General features: G+C 52.6%; 25 protein-coding genes. 19 read left to right on the top strand and 6 right to left on the bottom strand.

The window, feature by feature from the left end; translation table 11 throughout:
• From BMX66_RS11715 to def, 6 genes are all read left to right on the top strand, one after another.
• On the top strand, positions 1–1191 hold the full coding sequence (locus BMX66_RS11715) for a cell division protein ZipA C-terminal FtsZ-binding domain-containing protein (protein ID WP_090882383.1): 1191 nt from the start codon (positions 1–3) through the stop codon (positions 1189–1191).
• The gene (gene ligA, locus BMX66_RS11710; RefSeq protein ID WP_090882381.1) at positions 1188–3263 is read left to right on the top strand and encodes an NAD-dependent DNA ligase LigA; all 2076 of its coding nucleotides are present in this window, start codon (positions 1188–1190) and stop codon (positions 3261–3263) included. The genes BMX66_RS11715 and ligA overlap by 4 nt, the downstream gene beginning before the upstream one ends.
• 20 nt (positions 3264–3283) lie before the next feature.
• Complete coding sequence (galU, locus tag BMX66_RS11705) at positions 3284–4168, top strand: UTP--glucose-1-phosphate uridylyltransferase GalU (protein ID WP_090882379.1); 885 nt, start codon at positions 3284–3286, stop codon at positions 4166–4168.
• A 48-nt stretch (positions 4169–4216) separates the two neighbouring features.
• Positions 4217–4762, top strand: coding sequence for a hypoxanthine-guanine phosphoribosyltransferase (locus BMX66_RS11700; RefSeq protein WP_090882376.1), 546 nt, complete (start codon positions 4217–4219; stop codon positions 4760–4762).
• Between the two features lie 139 nt (positions 4763–4901).
• A complete protein-coding gene (locus tag BMX66_RS11695; RefSeq protein ID WP_090882372.1) occupies positions 4902–5648 on the top strand; it encodes an S-methyl-5'-thioinosine phosphorylase in 747 nt (248 codons plus the stop codon).
• Positions 5638–6171: a peptide deformylase gene (gene def / locus BMX66_RS11690; protein ID WP_090882370.1), complete on the top strand. Its 534-nt coding sequence runs from the start codon at positions 5638–5640 to the stop codon at positions 6169–6171. Before BMX66_RS11695 ends, def begins: the two co-directional genes overlap by 11 nt.
• Positions 6172–6351: 180 nt before the next feature.
• Here the strand turns inward: def and BMX66_RS11685 are convergent, their stop codons facing one another.
• The 5 genes from BMX66_RS11685 to BMX66_RS11665 all read right to left on the bottom strand — a co-directional run bounded on the left by BMX66_RS11685 (position 6352) and on the right by BMX66_RS11665 (position 8911).
• Entirely contained in the window at positions 6352–6858 is a 507-nt protein-coding gene (locus BMX66_RS11685) for a shikimate kinase (RefSeq protein ID WP_255398937.1), read from the bottom strand.
• Positions 6859–7180: 322 nt separating this feature from the next.
• Positions 7181–7468, bottom strand: coding sequence for an EF-hand domain-containing protein (locus BMX66_RS11680; RefSeq protein ID WP_090882366.1), 288 nt, complete (start codon positions 7466–7468; stop codon positions 7181–7183).
• Positions 7469–7742: 274 nt separating this feature from the next.
• Positions 7743–8093 carry a hypothetical protein gene (locus BMX66_RS11675; protein WP_090882364.1) on the bottom strand — a complete coding sequence of 117 codons (351 nt, stop codon included), beginning with the start codon at positions 8091–8093 and terminating at the stop codon, positions 7743–7745.
• Positions 8090–8458 (bottom strand): phage holin family protein, encoded by a 369-nt coding sequence (locus BMX66_RS11670; protein ID WP_090882362.1) that lies wholly within the window; start codon positions 8456–8458, stop codon positions 8090–8092. Before BMX66_RS11670 ends, BMX66_RS11675 begins: the two co-directional genes overlap by 4 nt.
• A gap of 39 nt (positions 8459–8497) precedes the next feature.
• On the bottom strand, positions 8498–8911 hold the full coding sequence (locus BMX66_RS11665; RefSeq protein WP_090882360.1) for an ElaB/YgaM/YqjD family protein: 414 nt from the start codon (positions 8909–8911) through the stop codon (positions 8498–8500).
• A gap of 474 nt (positions 8912–9385) precedes the next feature.
• Here BMX66_RS11665 and rpsB point away from each other — a divergent pair, with 474 nt between their 5' ends.
• From rpsB to BMX66_RS11600, 13 genes are all read left to right on the top strand, one after another.
• Complete coding sequence (rpsB, locus tag BMX66_RS11660) at positions 9386–10126, top strand: 30S ribosomal protein S2 (RefSeq protein WP_090882358.1); 741 nt, start codon at positions 9386–9388, stop codon at positions 10124–10126.
• A 105-nt stretch (positions 10127–10231) separates the two neighbouring features.
• Positions 10232–11140: a translation elongation factor Ts gene (gene tsf, locus BMX66_RS11655; protein WP_090882356.1), complete on the top strand. Its 909-nt coding sequence runs from the start codon at positions 10232–10234 to the stop codon at positions 11138–11140.
• 9 nt (positions 11141–11149) lie between these two features.
• A complete protein-coding gene (pyrH, locus tag BMX66_RS11650; protein ID WP_090882354.1) occupies positions 11150–11866 on the top strand; it encodes a UMP kinase in 717 nt (238 codons plus the stop codon).
• Between the two features lie 150 nt (positions 11867–12016).
• The gene (gene frr, locus BMX66_RS11645) at positions 12017–12574 is read left to right on the top strand and encodes a ribosome recycling factor (RefSeq protein ID WP_090882352.1); all 558 of its coding nucleotides are present in this window, start codon (positions 12017–12019) and stop codon (positions 12572–12574) included.
• A 126-nt stretch (positions 12575–12700) separates the two neighbouring features.
• Positions 12701–13498, top strand: a complete 798-nt coding sequence (gene uppS / locus BMX66_RS11640) for a polyprenyl diphosphate synthase (protein ID WP_090882350.1) — start codon at positions 12701–12703, stop codon at positions 13496–13498.
• 48 nt (positions 13499–13546) lie between these two features.
• The gene (locus BMX66_RS11635) at positions 13547–14368 is read left to right on the top strand and encodes a phosphatidate cytidylyltransferase (RefSeq protein ID WP_090882348.1); all 822 of its coding nucleotides are present in this window, start codon (positions 13547–13549) and stop codon (positions 14366–14368) included.
• Positions 14365–15552 (top strand): 1-deoxy-D-xylulose-5-phosphate reductoisomerase, encoded by a 1188-nt coding sequence (gene ispC / locus BMX66_RS11630; RefSeq protein ID WP_090882346.1) that lies wholly within the window; start codon positions 14365–14367, stop codon positions 15550–15552. The genes BMX66_RS11635 and ispC overlap by 4 nt, the downstream gene beginning before the upstream one ends.
• Before the next feature lie 476 nt (positions 15553–16028).
• The gene (gene rseP, locus BMX66_RS11625) at positions 16029–17396 is read left to right on the top strand and encodes an RIP metalloprotease RseP (RefSeq protein ID WP_090882345.1); all 1368 of its coding nucleotides are present in this window, start codon (positions 16029–16031) and stop codon (positions 17394–17396) included.
• Between the two features lie 3 nt (positions 17397–17399).
• Entirely contained in the window at positions 17400–19682 is a 2283-nt protein-coding gene (bamA, locus tag BMX66_RS11620) for an outer membrane protein assembly factor BamA (RefSeq protein ID WP_090882343.1), read from the top strand.
• 5 nt (positions 19683–19687) lie between these two features.
• Entirely contained in the window at positions 19688–20224 is a 537-nt protein-coding gene (locus BMX66_RS11615) for an OmpH/Skp family outer membrane protein (protein ID WP_177168783.1), read from the top strand.
• An 85-nt stretch (positions 20225–20309) separates the two neighbouring features.
• Entirely contained in the window at positions 20310–20747 is a 438-nt protein-coding gene (gene fabZ, locus BMX66_RS11610) for a 3-hydroxyacyl-ACP dehydratase FabZ (protein WP_090882341.1), read from the top strand.
• A gap of 36 nt (positions 20748–20783) precedes the next feature.
• Positions 20784–21401 (top strand): ribonuclease HII, encoded by a 618-nt coding sequence (rnhB, locus tag BMX66_RS11605; RefSeq protein WP_090882339.1) that lies wholly within the window; start codon positions 20784–20786, stop codon positions 21399–21401.
• Between the two features lie 217 nt (positions 21402–21618).
• A complete protein-coding gene (locus BMX66_RS11600) occupies positions 21619–22098 on the top strand; it encodes an FKBP-type peptidyl-prolyl cis-trans isomerase (protein ID WP_090882337.1) in 480 nt (159 codons plus the stop codon).
• Positions 22099–22190: 92 nt separating this feature from the next.
• Here the strand turns inward: BMX66_RS11600 and mutS are convergent, their stop codons facing one another.
• Entirely contained in the window at positions 22191–24788 is a 2598-nt protein-coding gene (gene mutS, locus BMX66_RS11595) for a DNA mismatch repair protein MutS (RefSeq protein WP_090882335.1), read from the bottom strand.
• Between the last annotated feature and the right edge of the window lie 406 nt (positions 24789–25194).

Below are 25194 nucleotides of genomic sequence, written 5' to 3'. Positions count from 1 at the left end.
ATGGGGAATTTAAGTGAATTGCAGATCAGCCTGATCGCCATTGGCATGGTGGTGGTTATGGGCGTTGTTCTTTTTAACTGGATGCAGCAACGCCGCTACCGGCGGGGGGCGGAAGAAGCATTTGGCCGGGAGCATGAAGATGTATTATTGAGAACCGCCGCATCCGTAGAAAAGGATGAGCGGGTCGAACCCCAGCTCGGCAGGGAGCTATTGGACGAGTTCGCGATGGAACCGGATACAGAATCGCCCCGCGTAGCAGAACTTGCCGAGCCAGAGACGAAACCCTCCAGCCCGCCTGTTTTGGATACCCCAATTACGCGGATAGAACAGCAGCCATCGTTCGTCAATCGGGTTAGCACTAGCGTTGATAACATTACCGATGCGGTGGATTATGTGGTCGGCATCGAAAGCGGAACGCTGATTGCGGATTCGAACCTGACGAAGTTACTGCAGCGGAAATTTGATTTCGGCAAGCCGGTGCGATGGATGGGGCGGAGAAGCCCGGAAGCGTTCTGGGAAGAAATCACGATAGAGACAAACAACAAGAGCGGCTACCGCAATTTGCTTGGGCGTCTGCAACTCGCGGATCGCGCCGGCCCGGTAAGCGAAGTCAGCTTGTCCGAGTTTCGCGATATGACTGAAAACTTCGCCGCGCATGTGAAAGCAACCGCAAATTGTCCTGATATACAGCAGGCATATGCGCGAGCTGTATTACTCGACGAATTCTGCACGCAAGTAGATGTAATGATCGGTATCAACATTATAAGCAAGGATACCGGTGCGTTCACGGGTGCCAAAATCCGTGTCCTGGCAGAAGCATCAGGTTTCAAACTTGGAGCAGAGGGTGTTTTTCATTACCGCGACGAAAACAACGCTATCCTGTTCTCCCTCGGCAACTATGAGCCTTCTCCTTTTCTTCCCACCAGCATGCGAATGCTTATCACTCATGGCATCACCTTTCTCCTTGACGTGCCCCGAGTGGCAAACGGTGAAAACGTTTTCGGGCAGATGGTGCACCTCGCCGAGGTTTTTACGGACGAACTCGACGGCATAATGGTGGATGATAATCGTCTGCCCTTGAGCGATAGCGGTATCCGGAAAATCAGGCAGCAACTGGGCGCGATTCAATCCCTGATGCTGGCGCGCAATATTTCCCCCGGTGGCGAAACCGCACTGAGGCTCTTTGCGTGAGCGAGCACCCGGAGCACGTATCGCGTCGCATACAGGAACTGCGCGAAACGATAGAACTGCATAATTACCACTATTACGCACGAGATACCCCGACTATTCCGGACGCTGAGTACGATAAGCTGTTCCGGGAACTGCAGGAACTTGAACAGCGCTATCCTCACCTCGTCACAGCTGATTCCCCTACTCAGCGCATAGGCGCTGTTCCGATCAAGGAATTTGCTCACATTGTCCACCGGACACCCATGCTCTCCCTGGGCAATGCATTTGAAGCTGAGGAGGTGAAAGCCTTCGATCGGCGAGTGCGTCAGGGTTTGGGAGTGGACAGCGTGGAATATGCGGTGGAGCCCAAATTCGACGGACTCGCTGTCAGCCTCTGTTATGAGAATGGTATATTCAGGACCGGCGCTACCCGGGGCGACGGCTACGTTGGGGAGGACGTTACCCTGAACCTGCGCACAGTCCAGTCTATTCCGCTACAACTGAAACTTGATTCTCATGCCGCACAAGGTCCCTCGTTTCTTGAGGTGCGAGGCGAGGTGCTGATGTTGAAGGCGGACTTCGAGAAACTTAACCGGCGGCAGCGCGAAAAAAAAGAAAGAGAGTTTATAAACCCTCGCAATGCCGCAGCGGGTTCATTGCGCCAGCTCGATCCCGGCATTACGGCCAGGCGCAGGCTCAAGTTCTTCGCTTATGGCATAGGGGTTTGTGAAGGGGGAAATGTGCCCCGTGACAAGCAAAATCACCTACTGGACTATCTTGAATCGCTGCGTTTTCCGGTTGCGCGCGAACGCAATACGGTGACTGGTGTGGCAGAATTGCTGGAATATCACCGCGAAGTACGTGCGATGCGCGAGAATCTGCCCTATGACATTGATGGCACGGTGTATAAAGTCAATGATCTGGCGCAGCAGCAAAAGCTCGGGTTCGTTTCACGCGCCCCCCGATACGCCCTCGCGCATAAATTCCCGGCGCAGGAGGCAATAACTGAATTGGTGGGAATCGATATACAGGTAGGCAGAACCGGTGCCATGACGCCGGTTGCCCGGCTGAAGCCTGTATTCGTGGGCGGCGCCACCGTTACCAATGCGACGCTGCATAATGAGGATGAAATCCGGCGCAAGGACGTCATGATCGGCGATTGGGTAACGGTACGGCGGGCAGGCGACGTGATTCCCGAAGTGGTGGCGGTCCAGAAAGAGAACCGCCCCCCGCAGGTAATGCCCTTCGTCATGCCGGATCACTGCCCCGTTTGCGGGTCCAAAGCGGTGCGCCTGCCGGGCGAGGCGCTGACACGCTGTACCGGCGGATTGTTCTGTCCCGCACAGCGAAAACAGGCGATTCTGCATTTTGCCTCACGCCGCGCCATGGATATCAACGGTCTCGGAGACAGACTGGTGGATCAACTGGTGGACAGTGCCATTATCAGGACACCGGCGGACCTATATAAACTGGGTGTGGCTGCGCTTGCCCACCTGCAGCGCATGGCGGAAAAATCCGCAGGTAATATCATCGCCGCCATTGAAAAAAGCAAACACACTACATTGGCTCGCTTTATTTATTCGCTGGGTATTCGCAATGTGGGCGAGACCACCGCAAGAGAGTTGGCCCGGTACTTCGGCAGTCTCGACCGGTTGATGGAAGCGGATATGGAAAGCCTGTGCCAAGTGCCGGACATAGGACCTGTTGTGGCCGAGAGTATCCGCGATTTTTTTGCTGAAAGACACAATCTCGAAGTTATCGAGCAATTGCGGGCAGGCGGAATACAATGGAAAGAAGATGCGGGAACGCAGGCAAAGGCCGATTCCGGTTTTCCTGCAGGAGCTGGCAAGATTTTTGTGTTGACGGGAACCTTGCCGCATTTGTCTCGCGAGGACGCCAGGGAGAAAATTGAAGCCCTGGGGGGAAAAGTAACGGGAAGCGTTTCGAAAAAAACGGATTATGTCGTGGCTGGTTCGGACCCGGGCAGTAAATATGACATGGCGGTTGAATTGGGGATACGCATCCTCGACGAGGAAGGGCTGTTACAATTGTTGAAAGATTCCCGGTCTGACTCGGTTTCCGGGAAATCCTGATCCTTAAATAAATTCATTTTATGCCAAAAATAACCAAAGCAGTTTTCCCCGTGGCAGGTATGGGAACCCGTTTTCTGCCTGCTACCAAGGCGAGTCCCAAGGAAATGATGCCCGTGGTAGACAAGCCATTGATCCAGTATGCCGTTGAAGAAGCCATTGCGGCGGGTATAACGGAGATGATTTTCATAACTGGCCGTCACAAGCGCGCCATTGAAGACCATTTCGATAAAGCCTATGAAATTGAAGCAGAGCTGGAAGCGCGCGGCAAAAGCGAGACGCTGGAAATGCTGCGAAGTATTCTGCCGAAAAACATCTCTTGCATCTATATCCGACAATCGGAAGCGCTGGGCTTGGGCCACGCAATATTGTGCGCGCGTCCCGCCGTTGGCAATGAGCCGTTTGCGGTGCTGCTGGCAGATGACTTGCTGGCTGGGGATGAGCCGATTATGGGACAGTTGTGCCGGGTATATGAACAAAACGGCTGTTCGATTCTAGCCGTACAAAATGTCGAGCCGAAAGATACGGTAAATTATGGAATCGTAAAATGCGGGCCGGGAATGAGTGGCCTGCATCCCATTACCGGTATTGTAGAAAAACCTGAACCGGAGAATGCGCCCTCTACGTTAGGCGTGGTTGGCCGCTACATCCTGACTCCCAAAATTTTTGAACATCTGGAAAAGGTCAAGGCAGGCGCGGGGGGAGAAATCCAGCTTACGGACGGCATAGCCTCACTGTTGCTGGAAGAGCGGGCCCTGGCGTACGAGTTTTCCGGCACCCGTTACGATTGTGGAAGCAAGATAGGTTACCTCAAGGCTACTATCGCGCTGGCGCTTGAACACCCGGAAGTGGGCGAGGAGTTTGCCAATTATCTGAACGCCAAAGGCTACCGTACTCCTTTCGCTTGACCTGTTTTATTGATCGTTCAGTCGATACCAATACCGATACCGATACAGATGCACTCTTGCGAAGAAGCAAAGAACATTTTGGATACAGCAGAGCAGATATTTTCTGCTGACGAGGTATCAGGGACTGTCGAACGCATGGCCGCCGATATCACAAGGGCGCTATCACATCGATACCCGCTGGTGCTCAGCATAATGGGGGGCGCGGTAGTGTTTACCGGCCAAGTGCTCCCGTTGCTGGAGTTTCCGCTCAATTTTGATTATCTCCATGTCAGCCGCTACGATAATAAGACCAGTGGTGGTAAGATCAATTGGAAAGTGTCGCCCCGCGAAAACGTGCAGAACAGGGTGGTTCTGGTGCTGGACGACATCCTTGACGAAGGAATCACGCTTGCGGCGATCCGCGAACGGGTCATGAGCCAGGGCGCAACAGCATTCTACAGCGCCGTTTTTGCGGATAAGGATATTGGCAGATCCAAGCCGATCAGCGCTGACTTTGTGGGTATCGTAGTGCCGAATCGCTATGTGTTTGGCTTTGGCATGGATATACATGGTGTGTGGCGAAATTTGCCGGCCATTTATGCCTTGAAAGAGTAAACGGAAACCCCAATATAGAGTCCAATAACTATTGCGGAAACGTGCGCGAGCCACGGCAAGCGGGTGTACCGTCCTCGTAATTTTTTAGCAGCGGCCAAGCCTGGCATTTTTCAATATCTCGTTTTGATTCCTGAAAGACATGCTCGCAATCATTGGCGGCACCGGTATGACCCAACTTGCCTGTCTTGAAATATCGCACCGCAAGGTCATGACAACTCCCTATGGCGAGCCTTCCGGCCCGCTGACTTTCGGCGAGATCAATGACAACAAGGTTGTGTTCCTGGCCCGCCACGGCTATGGTCATACCATTCCGCCCCATGAAGTAAATTACCGCGCCAATCTGTGGGCATTGCACTCATTAAAGTTGTCCCGGGTGATATCAGTGACCTCCGTAGGAGGGATTCGCGCAGATCTGAAGCCGGGCATGGTTGCAATCCCTGATCAGATTATCGACTATACTCATGGCCGCAAGAACACGTATTACGATGTCATAGATAGACCGGTTACTCATATTGATTTTACCGAACCCTATTGCCAGTTGGCGCGTATACGTCTGTTGGAAGCGGCGGAGCGTGCGAATGAACGGGTAATTGATGGCGGTGTCTATGGTGCGACGCAGGGACCCCGTCTGGAAACTGCCGCTGAAGTTACCCGGATGGAGCGGGACGGGGTCGATCTGGTGGGCATGACCGGTATGCCGGAGGCGGCACTGGCTAAAGAACTGGGTCTTTGTTATGCGACCATTGCCGTAGTGGCAAATTATGCCGCAGGCCGTGAAACGAGCGCGCATGCCATCAGTCTGGAAGATGCTCATGCCGTACTGGAAAAAGCAATGGTTGGCGTAAGGAACATTCTCGAACGTGTGGTGGAATTCGATGTCGATTAAACCTGTTTTAAAAATGGGCGATCCGCGATTGCTCGAAGTAGCGCGGAAGGTGGAGAAATTCCGCACCCCCGAGCTTGAGGCTCTGATTTGCGATATGCATGAAACCATGGAAGCTCTGGATGGCGCTGGTTTGGCCGCACCCCAGATTGGAGTCGGCCTCCAGGTCGTAATTTTTGGGGTGAAGCGCAATCCGCGCTATCCCGACGCGGAGGATGTGCCTTATACGGTCTTGGTGAATCCGGTATTGACGCCTCTTACGAAAAATATGGAACAGGGCTGGGAAGGCTGCCTGAGCGTTCCAGGCATGCGCGGGGTGGTTCCACGTTTTGCGAAGGTGCGCTATCAGGGTTTGGATCAGTATGGCAAAACCATAGATAGAAGTGTTGACGGATTCCACGCCCGCGTTGTACAGCACGAATGCGATCATTTACAAGGCATTCTCTATCCAATGCGTATGACCGATTTTCGTACATTTGGCTTTACCGATGTGTTGTTTCCGGATCATGCACCCATGGCCGAGTAAGTTGAGAGTGCACTATTGTTTCACACTGGAAGGCGGCAATTGACAGGGGGTGGAGTGTGCAGTTTTAGCAGGGGAGAGTGGTTCCAGGAAGGTGCATCCGCTGGTAGGCGCCCTGCGGGCGCCGTGACCCGACGCTGCCCGATCCCCGCTTTGCGGGGCCCCTCGTGCGGACGCTTTGGGTCACACCTCATCCATTCTCAATCCGGAGCAGGCGAGTTGTTGTGCCAGCAATTGTGCGAGGTGGCGTGCACTTCGTTTTCCGCTCTCAACGACGATATGCGCTGTCTCTCGATAAAGCGGGTCACGTTGCGCATAAAGTTCGGCCAGTCGCGTACGCGGATCGGAAGTCTGGAGCAATGGGCGGTTCTTGTCCTGCCGTGTCCGTCGCCATAAATCATCGATCGTCGCTCTCAAATAAATCACCGTGCCGCTGCGTCGCAGCATTTGACGGTTCTCTGCTCGCAGTACTGCTCCGCCTCCGGTGGCAAGAACGATATTCCCCATTTTCACAAGTTCGGATAGCATTTCCGCCTCGCGCTTGCGAAAACCAGCTTCCCCTTCAATTTCAAAAATAACGGGTATGCTGACTCCGGTTCGCTTTTGAATTTCGCGATCCGAATCATAAAATGTCTTTTTCAGGAAACTGGCGAGCAGTCTGCCGATAGTCGTTTTTCCCGCGCCCATCATTCCAACCAGGTAAATATTCCCCGTCGTCTCGTCTTCGAGGAAAGCTTCGTCTACTTCGGTTTCGTTTGGGGAGTTATTCAACAGCACTATGGCATTTGTTGCGTTCATCCACGAATTGTAGCTTAAATGCGACAACCGGCGTCAATACAAAAATATTCAGGTTTTCTCAGAGCGGATTCGAACGCGCTTTTACAATGGCGCTGGTAGACCGTGAAGTATGAAATCGATTTCATGGATAACGAATTGCGGGGCACGCATGTCAAGTTCGAGGACCTGAATAAACCATGCGTGTACACTCCAGCAAGCTGTAGCCGGCAGTAATTCAATTCACCCTGATGGGAGGCGCTTTTGAAAACTCATCTTGGTTTAGTCTGCCATCCCGATCAATGTCCAGGCCTTTATATGTCTTGGCAGGCATTCCCTGGGCTGCAGCTTCTTCCGGCGTTATATAGCCGTCTTCGTCGGCGTCATACAATTCCCACGGCGGCGCCACTCGTTCAGGCACATCTCGCGCATCATTTTCCTGCTCCGCTGGTGTTTCCGCATGAGCCAGCCCTGAGATGCCCAAAATCGAGATTATCAGCCATTGTATCTTCACGCGTCGCAACATTGAGAAATACCTCACAGTACCTCCTTTGCGATATACCGCTGCCTTACGCGCAAACAGGCGTTGCTTGCGCAAGAATAAAGATCCTGATCATTCAATTCATCAGGAAATAAATAATTATTAAAACAAATGCGGGCACACCCAGAAGCCAGGCAATAAAATATTTACCCATGATAGCCCCTCCTTGAAAAAACGTAGTGCATGATATTTTGCAGCTATCCTGTCATATTCATTCAGTGAACATTGCCGCCACTGCTGGTATTAGTCATTACTGACATTACGGACGGCGGTTACGCGACCGGAACGAACGCACCACCGAGGGCAGAACCTGGTGCACCATTAATGTTCTCGCGCTGCTGGCCAGTACTCCCGCCGTGATGGCTATGCCGCCTTTCACTGCCTTGTTCAGCGGGCCCCGCGGCATCATCGACAACGCAGCAAGCAGGCCCATCGATGTGTAGTAGGGATGGCGTGTTATAAATTTGAATGTACGGCTGCGCGGGAATGCTTGGATATCCGCGGGCTCATCATGCTCATCCGCAGGAATGAACATGGATCGATAGTGCCGCCGGCTTTCCCTCATCCGCTCCAATAGCGCTTTTCTTTCATCTTCAAGAGGGATGCTCATACTACGTCCTTCATCAGCTTTATATCCTGCTGCAATTCCTCACGCACGGTATCGAAAGCTGAAGCAGAATCTGCCCGGCTTGGCGCTGCCAGGTATGCCCAGAAGGCTGCCAGGACATAAAAACCAGCCACACCCCATGCGGAGATCACGCGATAAGGGGTATCCCAGCAGGTAATGATGATAGCCAGCCCCAGGAAGATCAGGCCCAAGGCGGCAAAGAGCGTGATCAACATGTAACTGATTATCTGTCTTTTCAGATTTCGTCCCTGAATCTCCACTGATATTTTCAATAGCTCCAGGTATTCGCCGACACGTTCCAAAGCGATCGTTCCGAGTTGTCTGGCTTTTCTGATAGTCTCAAACATGGCGATTTATCTCGACTTATGCTGCGGCCCGAGAACGGATTAACGGCGGGTCAGTAGCAAGCCGACTATAAATCCAACTGCGGCCGCGTAACCGACCGATTGAAGGGGGTGTTCTTTTATGCATTCCTTGGAACATTCGACACCATAGTCGAACTGCTCACGCGCATCATGAGCCAGGCCTTGGGCCGCTTCCCGGGTGGAGGCGACCTTTGCCATCAATTTTTCCTTGGCCTCCTCCAAATCGATATCCGATAAACTGGGAATGCGTGAAATCAATTCGTCCAGGTCAGCTCTCAGATTGGTAAGTTCGTCGCCCGCAGCGGCGCTCACTCGCTCCCCTGCCGATTTTGCCGTATTTCCAACCCGCTGAGCTGCCTCGCCCGTCCGATTTGCCATGTTTTCCGCCGCAGCCTGAATATCGTCGGTTTTATTGGTGGAAGTATCCTGTTCCATGTTAGCTCCTTTATCTATTCGTTGGAAAAATACGCTGTACTCGGTATTCGTGCCTCTTCATGAGGTATGGCTGCCTCTTTATGCTTAGTATCCTATAACGATGAGTCCCGGTATGTACGTTGACACACATAATCCATTCATCATTATTGGTAATCCTGTTGGTAAGTCCTTATCATACCTATCCTCATCGCCACATGAATATTGCCGGGTTTTGAACGTCTTGCGGCCTCACCGGGCTGATGCGCGGACGGCGGGTCCGGCATTCCACAGCTTCAAATTGAGCGAGTCACGGCAAAAATGATATAATCCAGCCCTAAGCCGGCTTTTTCGACTACCTCATTTACATAAATTTCGGTTAGTCGCGATCAGCAGGCTTAAATTCGCACATCCGCCTGTTTCAAAAGGGTGCTCAGCAATCTTATCTTGATAAGAGCGACTATGGCGGGTAGAGGCTCAACCCTAAAGGAGAAATTCATGTCAGTAACCATGCGGCAAATGCTCGAGGCGGGCGTCCATTTCGGGCATCAGACCCGTTTCTGGAATCCCAAGATGGCGCCGTACATTTTTGGCCATCGCAACAAGATACACATCATCAATCTCGAAAAAACGTTGGCAATGTACCAGGACGCGATGAAATACGTGCGCCAGTTGTCTGCCAACAAAGGTAATATTTTATTCGTTGGAACCAAGCGTCAGGCGCGTGATATCGTGCGCGAGGAGGCGCTCCGCTGCGGAGCTCCCTTCGTCGACCAGCGCTGGCTTGGTGGAATGCTTACCAACTTCAAGACGATAAAGCTGTCCGTTAAACGCCTCCACGATATGGAAGCGATGGTTGAGGATGGAACCCTAGACAAGCTTTCCAAGAAAGAAGCGCTGGACATCCAGCGGGAACTGGAAAAACTGAATCGAAGCCTGGGCGGCATCAAGGATATGAAGGGCCTTCCCGATGCCATGTTCGTGATTGATGTGGGTTATCAGAAGGGCGCAATTACCGAAGCCAAGAAACTGGGTATTCCCATCGTCGGTGTGGTGGATACCAACCACAGTCCTGAAGGGCTGGACTACGTCATTCCCGGAAATGACGATTCCAGCCAGGCGGTACGTCTATATGCCCGCGGTGTCGCCGATGCGATTCTGGAAGGACGTAATCAGGCCGTTCAGGAAATCGTCAAAAACGAATTTGCGGAGATGGACGAGACAGTAGCCGCGGAGTAGATCAAGCCGATTGCGCCAAACCATGGCACGGTGCTGCCGCCAGGCAGCACCGTGCCATGCGAGATGATTATGCGGCTTTTTTAACAAAATATTTCTGGAGTGAATATGGCGGATATCACCGCGCAAAGGGTGAAGGAATTGCGCGACATGACCGGTCTGGGCATGATGGAATGCAAGAAAGCGTTAACCGAAACCAGCGGGGACATCAAAGCGGCGGAGGATCTGCTGCGGATCAAGAGCGGCGCCAAAGCAAGCAAGGCCGCAGGGCGTGTAGCATCTGAAGGGATGGTTGCAGCGTACATTGCCCCCGACGCAAAGAGCGGCGCGCTGGTGGAAGTCAACTGCGAAACCGATTTCGTCGCCAGGAACGAAGATTTTATCAAATTCAGCCGTGATCTCGCACAGTTATTGGCGACACAAGACGTGGCGGATATCGAAGCGTTGCCGAGCGTCCGGTTGCCCGGCGGCGAAAGTGTAGATGAGTTCCGGAAAGCGCTGGTAATGAGGCTGGGTGAAAATATCAGCGTGCGCCGCTTCGCGCGTCACATGGCGCAGGGTCGTCTTGCTTCGTACCTGCACGGTGCAAAAATTGGTGTAATGATCGACTACACGGGTGGCGATGAGGTGCTTGGCAAGGATCTGGCCATGCATATTGCGGCCAGCAAACCGATTTGCGTTTCAAGCGAACAGGTATCGCCCGAGGTGCTGACGCGCGAACGGCAGATCTATACGGCCCAGGCCGCGGAAAGCGGCAAGCCCGCCGATATCGTTGCAAGAATGGTCGATGGGCGCATCGCCAAATACCTCGCCGAGGTGACGCTTCTCGGTCAACCATTCGTCAAGAATCCGGATCTGACTGTGGAAAAACTACTTGCGGCAAAGTCAGCGAAAGTTAATGATTTTACCTTGTTCGTTGTTGGAGAGGGCATCGAGAAGAAAACTGGTGATTTTGCAGCCGAAGTAATGGCTCAAGTGAACCAGGCGAAAGAAGATAAAACATCACAGCCAAATTAGAATTATTTCATGACTATCGCCGCCTATAAGCGTATTCTGCTGAAGCTCTCCGGCGAAGCTCTCATGGGTGATGACAACTATGGCATCAATCGTGTCGTGATTGAGCGTATTGTTGCCGAGATCGCTGAAGTGCACCGGTTAGGGGTTCAGGTGGCGGTGGTGATCGGCGGTGGCAACATTTTCCGCGGCATGACATCCGCTGAAGACGGGATGGATCGTGCGACCGGGGATTATATGGGTATGCTCGCGACTGTCATGAATGCCCTGGCCCTGCAGGATGCCATGCGCCGCGGCGGATTGATAAGCCGGGTACAATCGGCGCTGCGTATTGATCAAGTTGTGGAACCCTATATTCGTGGAAAAGCGATACGCTACCTGGAAGAAGGCAAGGTGGTGATTTTTGCCGCTGGCACCGGTAATCCTTTTTTTACAACCGATACGGCTGCGGCATTACGTGGCAGGGAAATGAACGTAGACATTGTGCTTAAGGCGACCAAGGTGGATGGAGTATATAGCGCCGATCCCAAGACAAATCCCGACGCCATACGCTACCGTGGACTGTCCTTTGACGCGGCCATTGCCCAGAACCTCAAGGTAATGGATGCTACCGCTCTGACGCTATGCCGCGACCAGAAACTGGTGCTCAACGTGTTCAGTATCTTCAAGGCTGGCGCGTTGAAACGGGTGGTGATGGGTGAGGACGAAGGTACGCTGGTGCGAATTTGAATCGTCCAAGTTTTGTAACCATGGAATTTGAAGTTATTGATTATTGAAATTATTGAATCACTATAATCGAACCGCCGGTATCCCGCGCTTCAGGTAAGTGGAGCAGCGCGTTTGTTTCATCCTGTTTCGTCCTCTGTGAATTGACAAATCATGATCGCCGACATAAAAAAATCCGCTGAAGAAAAAATGCAGAAAAGCCTTGAAGCGCTGAAACTGGATCTGGGCAAGATACGGACCGGTCGGGCTCACACCGGTTTGCTGGATCACATTACCGTCGACTATTATGGCGCGCCCACGCTCATCAATCAGGTTGCCAACGTTAACCTGGCGGATGCGCGCACTATTACCGTGGCACCGTGGGAAAAGAAGATGCTGAGCGCAGTCGAAAAAGCCATCCGCAACTCCGATCTCGGATTGAACCCCGTCACAGTGGGCGAGCTGATTCGGGTCCCCATGCCGCCGCTCACCGAGGAACGCCGCCGTGATCTTACCAAGGTTGTGAAGCACGAGGGCGAAAACGCGCGGGTCGCGATGCGAAATATTCGCCGTGATGCAAACACCCAGCTGAAGGATTTACTCAAGGAAAAAAAGATCGCCGAGGATGAGGAACGCCGTGGACAGGATGAGATCCAGAAGCTTACTGACCGTTACATAGCAGAAATAGACAAACTCCTGCAGATTAAAGAAGCCGAGTTGATGGCAATCTGAGGGAGCGAACGCACGGAGATATAGCAAGGCATCCTGCAGACAGACAGGCAGCCATCCGCAATCCGCTAGCGGATCTCACGAATAACCGGTTTTTTTGTTTGAAAACTCCTTAACCCAATCGTTTCCATGCTCGTTACCACCAGTTCAACCCGGGAAATACCTGAAACCGGCATGATTCCGCGACATATTGCCATCATCATGGATGGCAACGGCCGATGGGCGAAAAACCGCTTCATGCCCCGGATGGCTGGGCATAAACGCGGAGTGGAGACGGTACGCACCGCGATCAAGGCTTGCATTGAGCGCGGTGTCGAGTACCTTACCTTGTTCGCCTTCAGCAGCGAGAACTGGCGCCGCCCTACGGACGAGGTCGCGTTCCTGATGCAGCTTTTCATAAACGTGCTGGAGCAGGAAGTTACCAAACTTCATGAGAACGACATTTGCTTCAAAGTAATTGGCGACCTGTCGAAGTTCGATCCAAAAATAGTCGAGTTTGTTCGCAATGGCGAGGCGCTTACAGCCGCGAATACGCGCTTCACACTTACCATCGCCGCCAATTATGGCGGGCGCTGGGATATCATGCAGGCTGTGCACAAAATGCTGGAGCAAAAGCCGCAATTGGCAACGTGTTTTGACGAAAACGACTTGGTGCAGCATTTTGCCTTGAACTACGCTCCAGAACCCGATCTGTTTATCCGTACCGGCGGCGAAAAACGCATCAGCAATTTTCTGTTATGGCAACTCGCTTACACTGAACTGTATTTTACCGATACGCTGTGGCCCGATTTTGATGCTCGTGCGCTGGATCTTGCCATTCTGTCCTACCAGCAACGCGAGCGCCGGTTTGGACGCACCAGCGAGCAGCTTCAAACAAGGTCATCCGCTCATGGAGGAAGAGAGGGTGCCGTCAAAAAAACGGCGTAATCTCTACACCTTCCCGATCTGCGCCGTTTCTTTCTTACCTTACAAGTCATGCTCAGGGCCCGGATTTTCACAGCCGTCATCATGCTATGCGTATTTTTGGCGGCATTGTTTTACCTGTCAGCCATTTTCTGGATGGTGTTACTGCTTGCCTTGACAGCGACAGGCACATGGGAATGGAGCAGGCTGGCGAAGTTTTCTCTGACCAGTTCCATAACCTATCTTTTATTCACGATAATACTGGTTGGAGAACTGCTGTTCGTGTTAAGCGACGTAGTCCTCACCAATCCCCATACCACCGTATTTCTGGGGTTTTACGCTGCATCGTTCGTATTCTGGACGCTGGGTGTTCCATTTTTCCTGAAGTCGAAAACACCGATCAGAAATCCGGTCGCACTGGCGTTGACGGGATGGGTGCTGCTATTGCCGACATGTTTTGCCCTGTACCAATTGCGAGCCATCGATCCGCTCATCCTGCTGGGGTTCATGTCCACAATCTGGATATCCGATACTGCGGCGTACTTTACAGGCCGTAAATGGGGAAAACACAAGTTAGCACCAGGTATCAGCCCGGGAAAAACCTGGGAAGGTGTAGCTGGAGCACTGGCGGCAGTTTTTATTTACGCGCTGACATGGAATTATAGCGCCGGAGACGAAGCCCGCATCAGGTTACTGATACCGCTGCTACTGCTGCTCGCCATGATGGGTATTGTCGGGGATTTGTTTGAGTCTCTGATGAAAAGGCATGCCGGAGTCAAGGATAGTGGAAATATTTTGCCCGGCCACGGTGGTATACTTGACCGAATTGATGCGCTGACTTCCGCCCTGCCCATCGCTGCCTTATCACTTCTACTGTTACAGACCGAATTATGATACCTGTTCGTCATCTTACCATTCTTGGCTCTACCGGGAGTATCGGCGTAAACACGCTGGATGTGGTTGCACGTCATCCTGACCGGTTTCGTGTCGTTGCACTTACGGCGGACAAGAGTGCCAAAAAAATTCTGGAACAATGTCGCCGTTTCCAGCCGCGTTATGCAGTATTACTGGACGAAGCCAGCGCTGAATGGCTGAAGACAGAAGTCCGTGCAGCGGGGCTCGCGACTGAAGTGCTGTCGGGTGTCGAGTCTCTGGAGAAAGTCGCATCGCTTGCAGACGTTGATACGGTAATGGCGGCGATTGTAGGCGCTGCAGGTATACGTCCCACGTTTGCCGCTGCCCGCGCAGGCAAGCAGGTGCTGCTGGCAAACAAGGAGACCATGGTCATGGCTGGCCGTATCTTCATGGATGTGGTCAAGGAAAACGGCGCTACTCTGCTACCGATCGACAGCGAACATAATGCTATCTTCCAATCACTACCGCAGCATTTCAAGGGTGATCTGGGTGCAGTAGGGGTACGCCGGATTTTGCTGACCGCATCAGGCGGACCATTCCGCCAGTTACCGCTGAGCTCGCTGGAGCACGTAACGCCGGGGCAGGCTTGCGCTCATCCCAACTGGGTAATGGGCCAGAAGATTTCAGTCGACTCCGCTACCATGATGAACAAGGGCCTGGAAGTCATTGAAGCACACTGGCTGTTTGAAGCTGCGCCCGAGCAGATCCAGGTAGTGATTCATCCGCAAAGCATAATTCATTCGATGGTTGAATATGTGGATGGTTCAGTATTGGCACAACTGGGTAATCCCGACATGCGTACGCCGATTGCCCATGCGTTGGGTTTTCCCGAGCGGATCGAAACCGGTGTAACGCCCCTGGACATGTTCAAAGTAGCACGGCTGGATTTCGAGGCGCCTGATTTTAAACGTTTTCCCTGTTTGAGGCTTGCATATCAAGCGTTGGCGACCGGCGGCAGCGCACCCGCGATACTCAATGCCGCCAACGAGGTAGCGGTAGAGTCTTTTCTCAAGTGTCAGATGCCTTTTACCGCTATCCCGGCCATGATTGAAGAAGTCATGCAGGCAGTAGGTCGCAAGGATATCGCCACACTTAATGATGTGCTGGCGGCAGACGGTCTGGCCCGCGAAGCCGCCCATGAGTGGCTGACGTGTCTGGCGTAACGTGTTGCAATTGGCCTCGGGAAGCGGCGAAACAAGCGCGGATTACCCGTTGGTTCAGGCGAATCTTTTCCACTGCGCTTGGCGAGGAGAACATTGGGCCGAACGCAGAGTTGAAAAACTCATAACTGGAGTTTCTATCCCGATGTGTCACCCCGGCGCCGAGACAGCACGCAACTGCGCCATGTTTCTCCTCCGACACAACATCGATAACGGCAACAGGTGCGAAAGGTGAGGCAGCAGCGCGCGTGCGGCATTTCTCGCAGATGGGAAGCCGCTTCATCATATACGCATAGATGCATATTTTGCGCAGCCATTTTCGCCGCCTATCTGATCATTTTTTCCCGGTCTTCCGGCTTCCCTCCCGTTTCGCGGAAGACAGCAAATCACCTCTTTCAGATGTTCGAATCCCCTCCATTTGAAACTCTTTCACTTTACGTCCCCTTCTTGTCTCGCGTTTGCCGCGGGCCCGCATTAGCATGACTTTTTTTTCCACCATCCTGGCTTTCGTCGTCGCCTTGGGATTGCTGATCGTATTTCATGAATTCGGCCATTTCCTGGTAGCTCGCTGGTGTGGGGTAAAAGTGCTGCGCTTTTCTATCGGCTTTGGTCAGCCTTTGCTGCGGAAGCGCTGGGGAAAAGACCAGACCGAATGGGTCATAGCTGCTTTTCCCCTTGGCGGCTACGTCAAGATGCTCGATGAACGTGAGGGTAGCGTTGCGCCCGAAGAGTTGACGCAATCATTCAACCGCAAACCTGTTGGACGCCGGTTCGCCATTGTCGCGGCAGGACCGATTGCTAATTTTTTGCTGGCAATTGTGCTTTACTGGCTGCTGTTCATGCTGGGCATCAGCGCGATGAAGCCGGTTCTGGGTCCTGTGACTTCCGCCACACCGGCGGCATTCGCAGGATTCGAGCCGGGTGATACCATTACAAAAATTGGCCCTGAACCCGTTGCTACCTGGCAGGATGCCCGGTGGTTGCTGCTGTCGCAGGCAATGGAAAGGTCACCCTCGGTAGTGGTAGAAACTGCTGACCCGCAAGGCCGGGTGGCGTTGCGGAAATTGGATTTAAGCGGTATTCATGCCGATGACCTGGATGCGGAGTTTCTGAAGAAGATCGGCCTGAGCACTTATCAGCCGGCCGTGAAACCCGTCATTTCTCAGGTAACGCCCGACAGCTCGGGGAAGCGCGCGGGTTTGTTGCCGGGTGACGAGATTCTGGCAGTCGACGGTAGCGAAATTGCACTTTGGGAAGACCTGGTCGAAAAGATACGGAACAGTCCGGGAATGCCGCTAATGCTGGAAATCCGCCGTGATGAAAAGACCATCGAAATAGAAGTCGTTCCCGATACTGTCACCGAGAGTGGAAAAAAGATCGGCAAAATCGGAATTGCGCCCCAAATCGATCATGATGAACTGGAAAAACTTCTGATTGAAGTCAGCTATCCTCCCGGCACAGCCGTGATCAGGGCAATAAACAAAACCTGGGAAACATCGGTATTTACATTAAAAATGCTATGGAAAATGGTGGCGGGAGAAGTGTCATGGAAGAATGTGAGCGGGCCTATTACAATCGCCGACTACGCAGGCAAGTCGGCACAAATGGGCCTTTCAGCTTACCTTGCCTTTCTTGCGCTCATCAGTATTAGCCTGGGCGTGCTGAACCTGTTACCTATCCCTGTACTGGATGGGGGGCATTTAATGTATTATGTGATCGAAATCGTCCAGGGCCGTCCACTTTCAGCCAAAGCCATCGAAATTGGCCAGCAGGTCGGAATGTTGATGCTATTTGCCCTGATGGCTTTTGCCATATACAACGATATCACCCGGCTCATCCCCAGTTAAAGTATGAAAGTCCGCTATCTCGTCGCGCTTGTTTCTGCTTTATGCGCTTCGGTTTCGTGGGCGCGCGAGCCATTCGTGGTCAAAGACATACGGGTGGAAGGCATACAACGAACCGAGGCGGGGACGGTATTCAGTTACTTGCCGGTAAAGGTGGGGGATACGCTCGATGATGAGAAGGCCGCGGCTGCTATCAAGGTGCTCTATGCCACTGGTTTTTTCAAGGATGTACGGCTGGAGTCCGAGGGCGGCGTTCTCGTTGTCGTGGTGGAAGAGCGTCCCGCTATTGCACAGATCAGCATTATCGGGGCCAAGGAATTCGAGAAGGACAAACTGAAAGAAGGCCTGAAACAGGCGGGTCTGGCGGAATCGCGCATCTTCGATCGCTCAACTCTGGAAAAAGCCGAACAGGAACTGAAGCAACAGTATATCAGCCGTGGTAAATACGGGGTAAAGATTACCACCACTACGACACCGCTCGATCGTAATCGCGTGGGAATCAATTTTAACGTGGATGAAGGCAAGACCGCCAAGATTCGCAAGATCAACATTGTCGGAAACAAGGCTTTCAAGGAAAAGGACCTGCTGAGCGCATTCGTATTGAGGACGCCTGGCCTGCTTACCTGGTTTACCAAGGAAGATCAGTATTCAAAGCAGAAGCTTTCCGGCGATCTTGAGTCGCTGCGATCGTATTATCTAAATCGCGGCTACCTTGAATTCAGTATTGAATCCACTCAGGTATCCATCACCCCGGACATGCAGGATATTTATATCACGGTAAATATCACCGAGGGCCCACAATACAAGGTTTCCGAGATAAAACTTGCCGGCGAACTGCTGGTGCCGGAAGAGGAGTTGCGCCAACTCATAAAGCTTGCATCCGGCGATGTGTTTTCGCGCGAGCGGCTGACCGAGTCCGTCAAGCTCATTTCCGACCGGCTGGGTGACGATGGCTATGCGTTTGCCAATGTCAATGCCTCGCCGCAACTGGACAAGGAGAAACAACAGGTATCGTTTACCTTTTTTATAGATCCTGGACGCCGGGTCTACGTAAGGCGTATCAACATAACGGGCAATAGCCGCACCCGCGATGAAGTGATACGCAGGGAATTGCGGCAATTCGAAGGAGGCTGGTATTCAACCAGCAAAATCAACCGCTCCAAGACGAGGGTGGACAGACTGAATTATTTTAATGCTGTCAACGTTGAAACACCGGCGGTTCCTGGCACCACCGATCAGGTTGACATGAATGTGGAGGTCAAGGAAAAGCCTACTGGCGCAGTGATGTTCGGAGCAGGCTATTCCAATATGGAAGGGTTGATACTGAGCGGTTCCGTCGCTCAGGACAACATATTCGGTACCGGCAAACTGGTTAATCTCATGATCAATACCGGTCGTGCCAACAAGACCTATTCATTGTCTTATACCGACCCTTATTTCACCAAGGATGGCGTAACAGCCGGATTCGATATTTACAAGCGCGTCCTAAACACGAGCAGGCTGTTGTCAGTGATGAACTTCAATACGGATACCACAGGTGCTGGTTTACGCATGGGTATTCCGCTTAACGAAAATGACAGTATCTTGCTTGGCCTGGGGGCGGAAAATACGAAAATCGAACTGGGGCCAAACAGCCCGCAGCGTAATATCGATTTCGTGCGAAAATTCGGCGAGACCACAATCAACATTCCGGCAACCGTCAGCTGGCGGCGCGATGGCCGCGATAGTGCGATCTGGACGACCTCAGGTACCACGCAGCGCGTATTTGCCGAGGTTGGCCTGCCGGGGGGTGATCTCACTTATTACAAAGTGAACTATGACCTCAAATGGTATTATCCTGTCACTGACATTTTTACGCTGCTGCTGCATGGAGACGTGGGATACGGGGACGGTTACGCTGGAAAGGACCTTCCCTTCTTCAAGAATTTTTTTGCTGGCGGCAATACCACGGTTCGCGGCTATCGTGTCAGTTCGTTAGGTCCTCGTGATGAAAACAACAGAGCATTGGGGGGCAATACACGTGTAGTGGGAAACGTGGAAATTCTGTTTCCCATGCCCGGTATGAGGACCGATCGAACAGTACGCCTGAGTACATTCATGGATGCTGGCACCGTTTATGGTCCTGACGGTGCGAGACCCCAACAGGAAGGTTTGCGCTACTCCGCAGGTATCGCTGTTATGTGGATTTCACCCATGGGACCTCTCAAAGTCAGTGTCGCACAGCCTATAAATAGCCAGCCTGGTGATAATATACAACGATTTCAGTTTCAATTTGGACAGCAGTTCTAAGTTAAATGAGCAACCCGGAGATAGAATTGAAACACAACGTGCTATGGCGAATCGTCACGGCAGTCTGCGTAATCCTCGCCTGGGGATCTGCACTTGCGGATGATGATATTAAAATCGGAGTTGTCGACACCGAGAGAATTCTGGCTGAATCAGCACCTGCGGTTCGGGCCCTGAAAAAAATAGAAAAGGAATTCTTGCCGCGCGATCAGGAAATCAAGAGGATGGCCTTGCAGGCGAAGGAGCTTCAGGATCTTCTGGAAAAAGAGGGGAAGACCATGTCGGAAGCGGATCGGCGCAACAAGGAGCGCGACCTTGCCTCCCTCAACCGGGAGTATCAGCGTGCTCAACGGCAGATGCGCGAAGACCTGAGCCTGCGACAGAATGATGAAGTCGCCACCCTTCAGTTGACTGCCAGCAAAGCCATTCAGGTAATCGCGGAGGCAGAGAAGTACGACCTGATTTTGCCTTTGCGCGATCTCGTTTACCGCAGTCCCCGCATCGACATTACCGAAAAGGTAATCAAGGCGCTGGCTGACAAGTAGCCTGCCCAGGCAGCGGCTGGTCGGTAATATATGGAGCAGCAAGCCATCCAAATCAATCGTTATCAAGAAACCGGAAAGACTGCGCATGGATATTAATGAAATTTTAAAATACCTTCCTCATCGCTACCCTTTTTTACTGGTTGATCGGGTTCTAAGCTGTGAACCAGGCAAGACTATATCGGCACTCAAGAACGTGACGATCAACGAGCCCTTCTTTTCCGGTCATTTTCCTCATCATCCCGTTATGCCTGGCGTTCTGATTATCGAAGCGCTGGCACAAGCGGCTGCTCTTCTGACGCTCAAGACCGCGAATCTCGAAACCGATGAGAATTCAGTTTACTATTTCGTCGGTATCGATCGTGCCCGCTTCAAGAAGCCAGTGCTGCCGGGTGATCAACTGATACTCAAGGCAACAATCCTGCGGGAGCGAATCGGAATCTGGAAATATTCCGTCCAGGCAGAGGTGGACGGCCGTGTTGTCACCGAGGCCGAGTTGATGTGCACGATTCGGCGCAAAGAATAGTCTCGCGATAATATTTCGACTACCGGAATTGAAAAAATGGAGCGGCGAGTGTCGGCGAATGAATTCAACTGGGTGTGCGGCGTGGACGAGTCTGGCAGAGGGCCCTTGGCTGGCCCTGTATTCGCGGCCTGTGTGGTGCTCAACCCGGAATATCGAATCGAGGGTCTCGCAGATTCGAAAACGCTAAGCGAAGAAAAGCGCGATAGCCTGACCCTTGCCATTAAAGCACATTCCATAGCCTGGGCTATCGGTTCGGCATCGGTCAAGGAAATTGACCGGCTGAATATTCTGCAAGCGAGTTTACTGGCAATGAAGCGTGCGATAAAAAGTCTGTCATTCATCCCCGGGAGAGTGTTGGTGGACGGAATTCATGGTCCTCGTCTGAGTTGTCCCGTGACCACCATCATCAGGGGCGATAGTCTGGTACCGGAAATCTCTGCTGCTTCCATCCTGGCGAAGACGGGGCGTGACGCGACGATGGTGGCGTTGCACCGGCGCTTTCCGAATTATGGCTTCGACCAGCATAAAGGCTATTCCACCGAGCAACACATCGCGGCGCTACGGATTCATGGAGTCTCTGTGGTGCACCGGCGCAGTTTTGGGCCAGTCAGAGAATTGATAGCAGGTTGTAAAATTGATGGAACCGCTGCATAAGGCCAATCCGTCGAGTCGACCGAATGGACGAAGGTTGCGGGAGGAGGAACTTTATTCCATTGCACCATTACTAATGCAATAATGGATGCTCTCCGTTAACCGGATTTACAGCAGATCGGCGGCGGGCTATCGGGGTTGCGGGTTATTCCGAGGATCGCGCGAGATTTCCTGCTACTCTACTTTAAACTGCATCAATTTTACTTACAGTCTGAATAATATGCGAATTGAAAAAGATACAGTGGTAACACTCAACTATGAGCTGTCCGACTTGACCGGTCAGGTGATGGAAAAACCCGACGTGCCGGTCAGTTACCTGCACGGCGGTTACGATGGAATCTTTCCCATGGTGGAAGAACAGTTGCATCGCCAGGAGGTAGGCTACAGTTGCACAGTTTTGATGGAGCCGGAAAATACCTTTGGCGAATACGATAGTCAGTTGGTGCGGGTAGAGCCGCGCACGCTTTTCCCTGACGATGTGACGGTCGGGATGCAGTTTGAAGGAGGCGAGGAGGGTTCCGATGATGCCCTGATCTATACCGTGACCGATATTGCCGAAGACAAGGTGGTAGTGGACGGCAACCATCCATTGGCCGGTGTGACACTGCGTTTCGATTGTACGGTTACCGATGTACGTCCGGCCACCGCAGAGGAGCTGTCTCACGGCCATGTCCATGGCGCTCATGGGCATGAACATTGACATTGATTGAGGCCTGCGAAACCTGTAGATAAATTACTTCTCAAGCCGGATTCGCGCCCAACCAGGGATGCGTGAATGATTCGCTTCCCCGACTATTCTTTCTCCGTCGCATTTTTCAGAGCGTACAGTTTTTCCAGTGCTTGCCTGGGGCTTAATTCATCTGGCGAGATTGTATGCAGCAACGCGAGGACAGGATGTTCTTCGGGAGATTTCCCGGCAGGGAGTTCGTCCGAAAACAGATCCCGTTGTGGTTGCGTTCTTACCGTTTCCTGCTCGAGTTTCACGAGATATTTTTTTGCTGTTCTGATGACGGACTCCGGGACACCAGCAAGCGCCGCCACCTGAAGGCCATAGCTCTGACTTGCAGGCCCTTCATTGACGGCGTGCAGGAATACAATATGATGCTTGTGTTCCACTGCCCGCAGATGCACATTCGCCGCTTGCGCGAATTCCTCGGCAAGTCTTGTCAACTCGAAATAATGAGTCGCGAATAACGTATAGCTGCAATTCTTCTCCAACAGATACCGGGTAATGGCGAAGGCCAGCGCCAAGCCGTCGAACGTGGAAGTGCCTCGTCCTACTTCATCCATCAATACCAGGCTTTGTGAGGTGGCATTGTGCAGGATGTTGGCAGCCTCGGTCATTTCCATCATGAAAGTCGAGCGTCCCCCAGCGAGATCGTCGGATGCGCCAATACGGGTAAAAATCTGATCGAGCGGCCCAAAACGCGCGCTTTTTGCGGGAACGAAACTGCCGCAATGGGCGAGCAACGCAATCAGCGCGATTTGACGCATATAAGTGGATTTGCCGCCCATATTGGGACCGGTAATGACAAGCATCTGGCGTCTGACATTGCCGCAGGCGCCGAGCCGCACATCATTCGCGATGAAGTTCTCCACCTGTTTTTCCACGACCGGATGGCGGCCCGCCTCAATGTCAATAATGGCCTCCTCGGTAAAGATGGGCAAGGTGTAATCGAGTGCGAGCGCGCGTTCAGCGAAAGCCGCTAACACATCCAGTTCGGCGACACCCTGTGCAACCTGTTGTAAATGACCTATATGCTGCGAAAGCAAGTCCAGCAGATGGCTATATAAAAACTTCTCCCGATCCAGCGCGCGGTCCTGAGCAGAGAGCGCCTTCTCCTCGAAAGCCTTGAGTTCGGGTGTGATATAGCGTTCGGCATTCTTCAGCGTCTGCCTTCTCCGATAATCATCGGGGATCCTCTCGCTATGGGCATGGGTCACTTCAATATAAAAGCCGTGCAACCGGTTATATTCCACTTTGAGGTTCGCGATACCAGTGCGGACTTTTTCCCTTGTTTCGAGTTGCAGCAGAAACTCGCCACAATTGTTCTGTATAGCGCGCAGTTCATCCAGTTCGTTGTCATAGCCATCGGCGATTACGCCCCCCGTACGAAGCACAACCTCCGGCTCTTCCCGCAGCGAATTCTCCAGAAGCGTGACAAGGCCTGCATCAGGTGTCATCGATTGCGCCAGCGCGGCAATAGACACGCTTGAAAGCCTTCTTGGTGCCATAACGGTAGTAATGGCAGTGATGGCGGCAATAGCCTGCGGCAATCGTTTCAGGCTGTCGCGCAATCCGGATAAGTCCCGTGGACGTGCCGATTTCAGCGCGATACGAGCGGTAATGCGCTCGATGTCGGCTACGTGCCTGAGGCAATCGCGCACCGAAAGGTACGGTCCTGATCCGGCTTCTCCGATAAGGAAAGACACGCGATCAAGCCGGTCCTGAACCAGTGCGCGATTGCGAAGCGGATGATGCAGCCATTGTCGCAGCAACCGGCTGCCCATGTTGGTTGAGCAAGTATCGAGCAAAGATAGCAGCGTCGGTGATGCATCACCCAATATAGTTTCAGAAATTTCCAGGTTACGGCGTGTGGCGGCATCCATTCGCAGATAGCTGCCCTCTCGCTCCACCCGCAGCGCCTTGATGTGAGCGATACCCGTGCCCTGCGTGAGGCGGGCGTAATCCAGCAGTGCACTTGCCGCGCCTAGCGATGGATGCAGACCGTCGCAGCCAAAACCGGAAAGATCATGAGTTCCAAATTGCCGGGAGAGATTACAGACAGCGGCTTCCGCGTCGAACTGCCACAAGGGTAGATGCTTGATGGATATTTTTTTGGATTCACCGACAATTTTGAGGGGGGCGGGTGTATCCGGTGAATCAGGCAAAAGAATTTCCGCGGGTTTCAGACGTTCAAGTTCAGCTCCCAGATTAGCGACCGAGGTCTCCATCACGCTGAACTGCCCTGCGGCAAGGTTGAGCCAGGCCAGTCCCAGCGTCGATTCATGCACGAACAAGGCAAGCAAAACACTCTCGCGTTTTTCCTCCAGCAACGCCGCATCGGTCAGCGTTCCTGGCGTGACAATACGCATGACCTGGCGCTCTACAGGGCCTTTTGCGGTAGCGGGATCACCGGTCTGTTCACAGATCGCTACCGATTCGCCGAGCCTGACAAGTTTTGCCAGATACTGTTCGGCCGAATGATAAGGCACCCCCGCCATCTTGATCGGCTCGCCCGCCGATGACCCGCGCCGCGTCAGGGTAATATCGAGCAGCTTGGCCGCTTTTTCCGCATCGTCAAAGAACAGTTCATAGAAATCCCCCATTCGATAGAACATAAGCATATCGGGATGCTGCGCCTTGATGCGGAGATATTGCTGCATCATAGGGGTGTGCTTTTCTAAGGCCTTGATGTCTTCTATCTGCATGGCTAAAAAAGTTGGCAAGGAGTCGTAAATCAGTCAGTTTGCGGTTGGTATATCGGACTTATCAGAGGTATATTGACCGGGCAGATTATCATGGGAGAAGGCCGCAGCGGAATATGAGATTCTTTATCTTGACGGCCTGTGCTACAAGTGGCGCTCATCAATCAGGCAAATTTATGGTTACGCTAGGCGTGTATACGGCGATGAGGCTAAGACCGTACCCAATGCATTAGATGTATTGGAGAGTATGCTGGATTTCATATAAATGGAGATTTGAAGCAGCTTGGCTTGAATAACCGTTCGCCGTTTCGACAGGATCAAGGGCAAAGTAGTCAACTTTCCTTATTGCATTGCATATATTCATTGT

The organism is Nitrosovibrio sp. Nv6 (genome assembly GCF_900110495.1).
Taxonomy (GTDB): Bacteria; Pseudomonadota; Gammaproteobacteria; order Burkholderiales; family Nitrosomonadaceae; genus Nitrosospira.
Note: the sequence above shows the minus strand (reverse complement) of the source record. Positions and strands in the feature narration are given on the sequence as shown.

Bases quoted from the DNA above. Each gene is read 5' to 3' on its own strand.
- fabZ (WP_090882341.1), top strand. From the start codon at position 20,310: ATGGATATTAATGAAATTTTAAAATACCTTCCTCATCGCTACCCTTTT.
- BMX66_RS11635 (WP_090882348.1), top strand. From the start codon at position 13,547: ATGCTCAGGGCCCGGATTTTCACAGCCGTCATCATGCTATGCGTATTT.
- frr (WP_090882352.1), top strand. From the start codon at position 12,017: ATGATCGCCGACATAAAAAAATCCGCTGAAGAAAAAATGCAGAAAAGC.
- pyrH (WP_090882354.1), top strand. From the start codon at position 11,150: ATGACTATCGCCGCCTATAAGCGTATTCTGCTGAAGCTCTCCGGCGAA.
- rseP (WP_090882345.1), top strand. From the start codon at position 16,029: ATGACTTTTTTTTCCACCATCCTGGCTTTCGTCGTCGCCTTGGGATTG.
- BMX66_RS11685 (WP_255398937.1), bottom strand. From the start codon at position 6,858: ATGATGGGCGCGGGAAAAACGACTATCGGCAGACTGCTCGCCAGTTTC.
- BMX66_RS11695 (WP_090882372.1), top strand. From the start codon at position 4,902: ATGCTCGCAATCATTGGCGGCACCGGTATGACCCAACTTGCCTGTCTT.
- BMX66_RS11680 (WP_090882366.1), bottom strand. From the start codon at position 7,468: ATGTTGCGACGCGTGAAGATACAATGGCTGATAATCTCGATTTTGGGC.
- ispC (WP_090882346.1), top strand. From the start codon at position 14,365: ATGATACCTGTTCGTCATCTTACCATTCTTGGCTCTACCGGGAGTATC.
- bamA (WP_090882343.1), top strand. From the start codon at position 17,400: ATGAAAGTCCGCTATCTCGTCGCGCTTGTTTCTGCTTTATGCGCTTCG.
- tsf (WP_090882356.1), top strand. From the start codon at position 10,232: ATGGCGGATATCACCGCGCAAAGGGTGAAGGAATTGCGCGACATGACC.
- rnhB (WP_090882339.1), top strand. From the start codon at position 20,784: ATGGAGCGGCGAGTGTCGGCGAATGAATTCAACTGGGTGTGCGGCGTG.
- galU (WP_090882379.1), top strand. From the start codon at position 3,284: ATGCCAAAAATAACCAAAGCAGTTTTCCCCGTGGCAGGTATGGGAACC.
- BMX66_RS11700 (WP_090882376.1), top strand. From the start codon at position 4,217: ATGCACTCTTGCGAAGAAGCAAAGAACATTTTGGATACAGCAGAGCAG.
- BMX66_RS11715 (WP_090882383.1), top strand. From the start codon at position 1: ATGGGGAATTTAAGTGAATTGCAGATCAGCCTGATCGCCATTGGCATG.
- def (WP_090882370.1), top strand. From the start codon at position 5,638: ATGTCGATTAAACCTGTTTTAAAAATGGGCGATCCGCGATTGCTCGAA.
- BMX66_RS11665 (WP_090882360.1), bottom strand. From the start codon at position 8,911: ATGGAACAGGATACTTCCACCAATAAAACCGACGATATTCAGGCTGCG.
- BMX66_RS11615 (WP_177168783.1), top strand. From the start codon at position 19,688: ATGAGCAACCCGGAGATAGAATTGAAACACAACGTGCTATGGCGAATC.
- uppS (WP_090882350.1), top strand. From the start codon at position 12,701: ATGCTCGTTACCACCAGTTCAACCCGGGAAATACCTGAAACCGGCATG.
- mutS (WP_090882335.1), bottom strand. From the start codon at position 24,788: ATGATGCAGCAATATCTCCGCATCAAGGCGCAGCATCCCGATATGCTT.
- BMX66_RS11675 (WP_090882364.1), bottom strand. From the start codon at position 8,093: ATGAGCATCCCTCTTGAAGATGAAAGAAAAGCGCTATTGGAGCGGATG.
- rpsB (WP_090882358.1), top strand. From the start codon at position 9,386: ATGTCAGTAACCATGCGGCAAATGCTCGAGGCGGGCGTCCATTTCGGG.
- BMX66_RS11600 (WP_090882337.1), top strand. From the start codon at position 21,619: ATGCGAATTGAAAAAGATACAGTGGTAACACTCAACTATGAGCTGTCC.
- BMX66_RS11670 (WP_090882362.1), bottom strand. From the start codon at position 8,458: ATGTTTGAGACTATCAGAAAAGCCAGACAACTCGGAACGATCGCTTTG.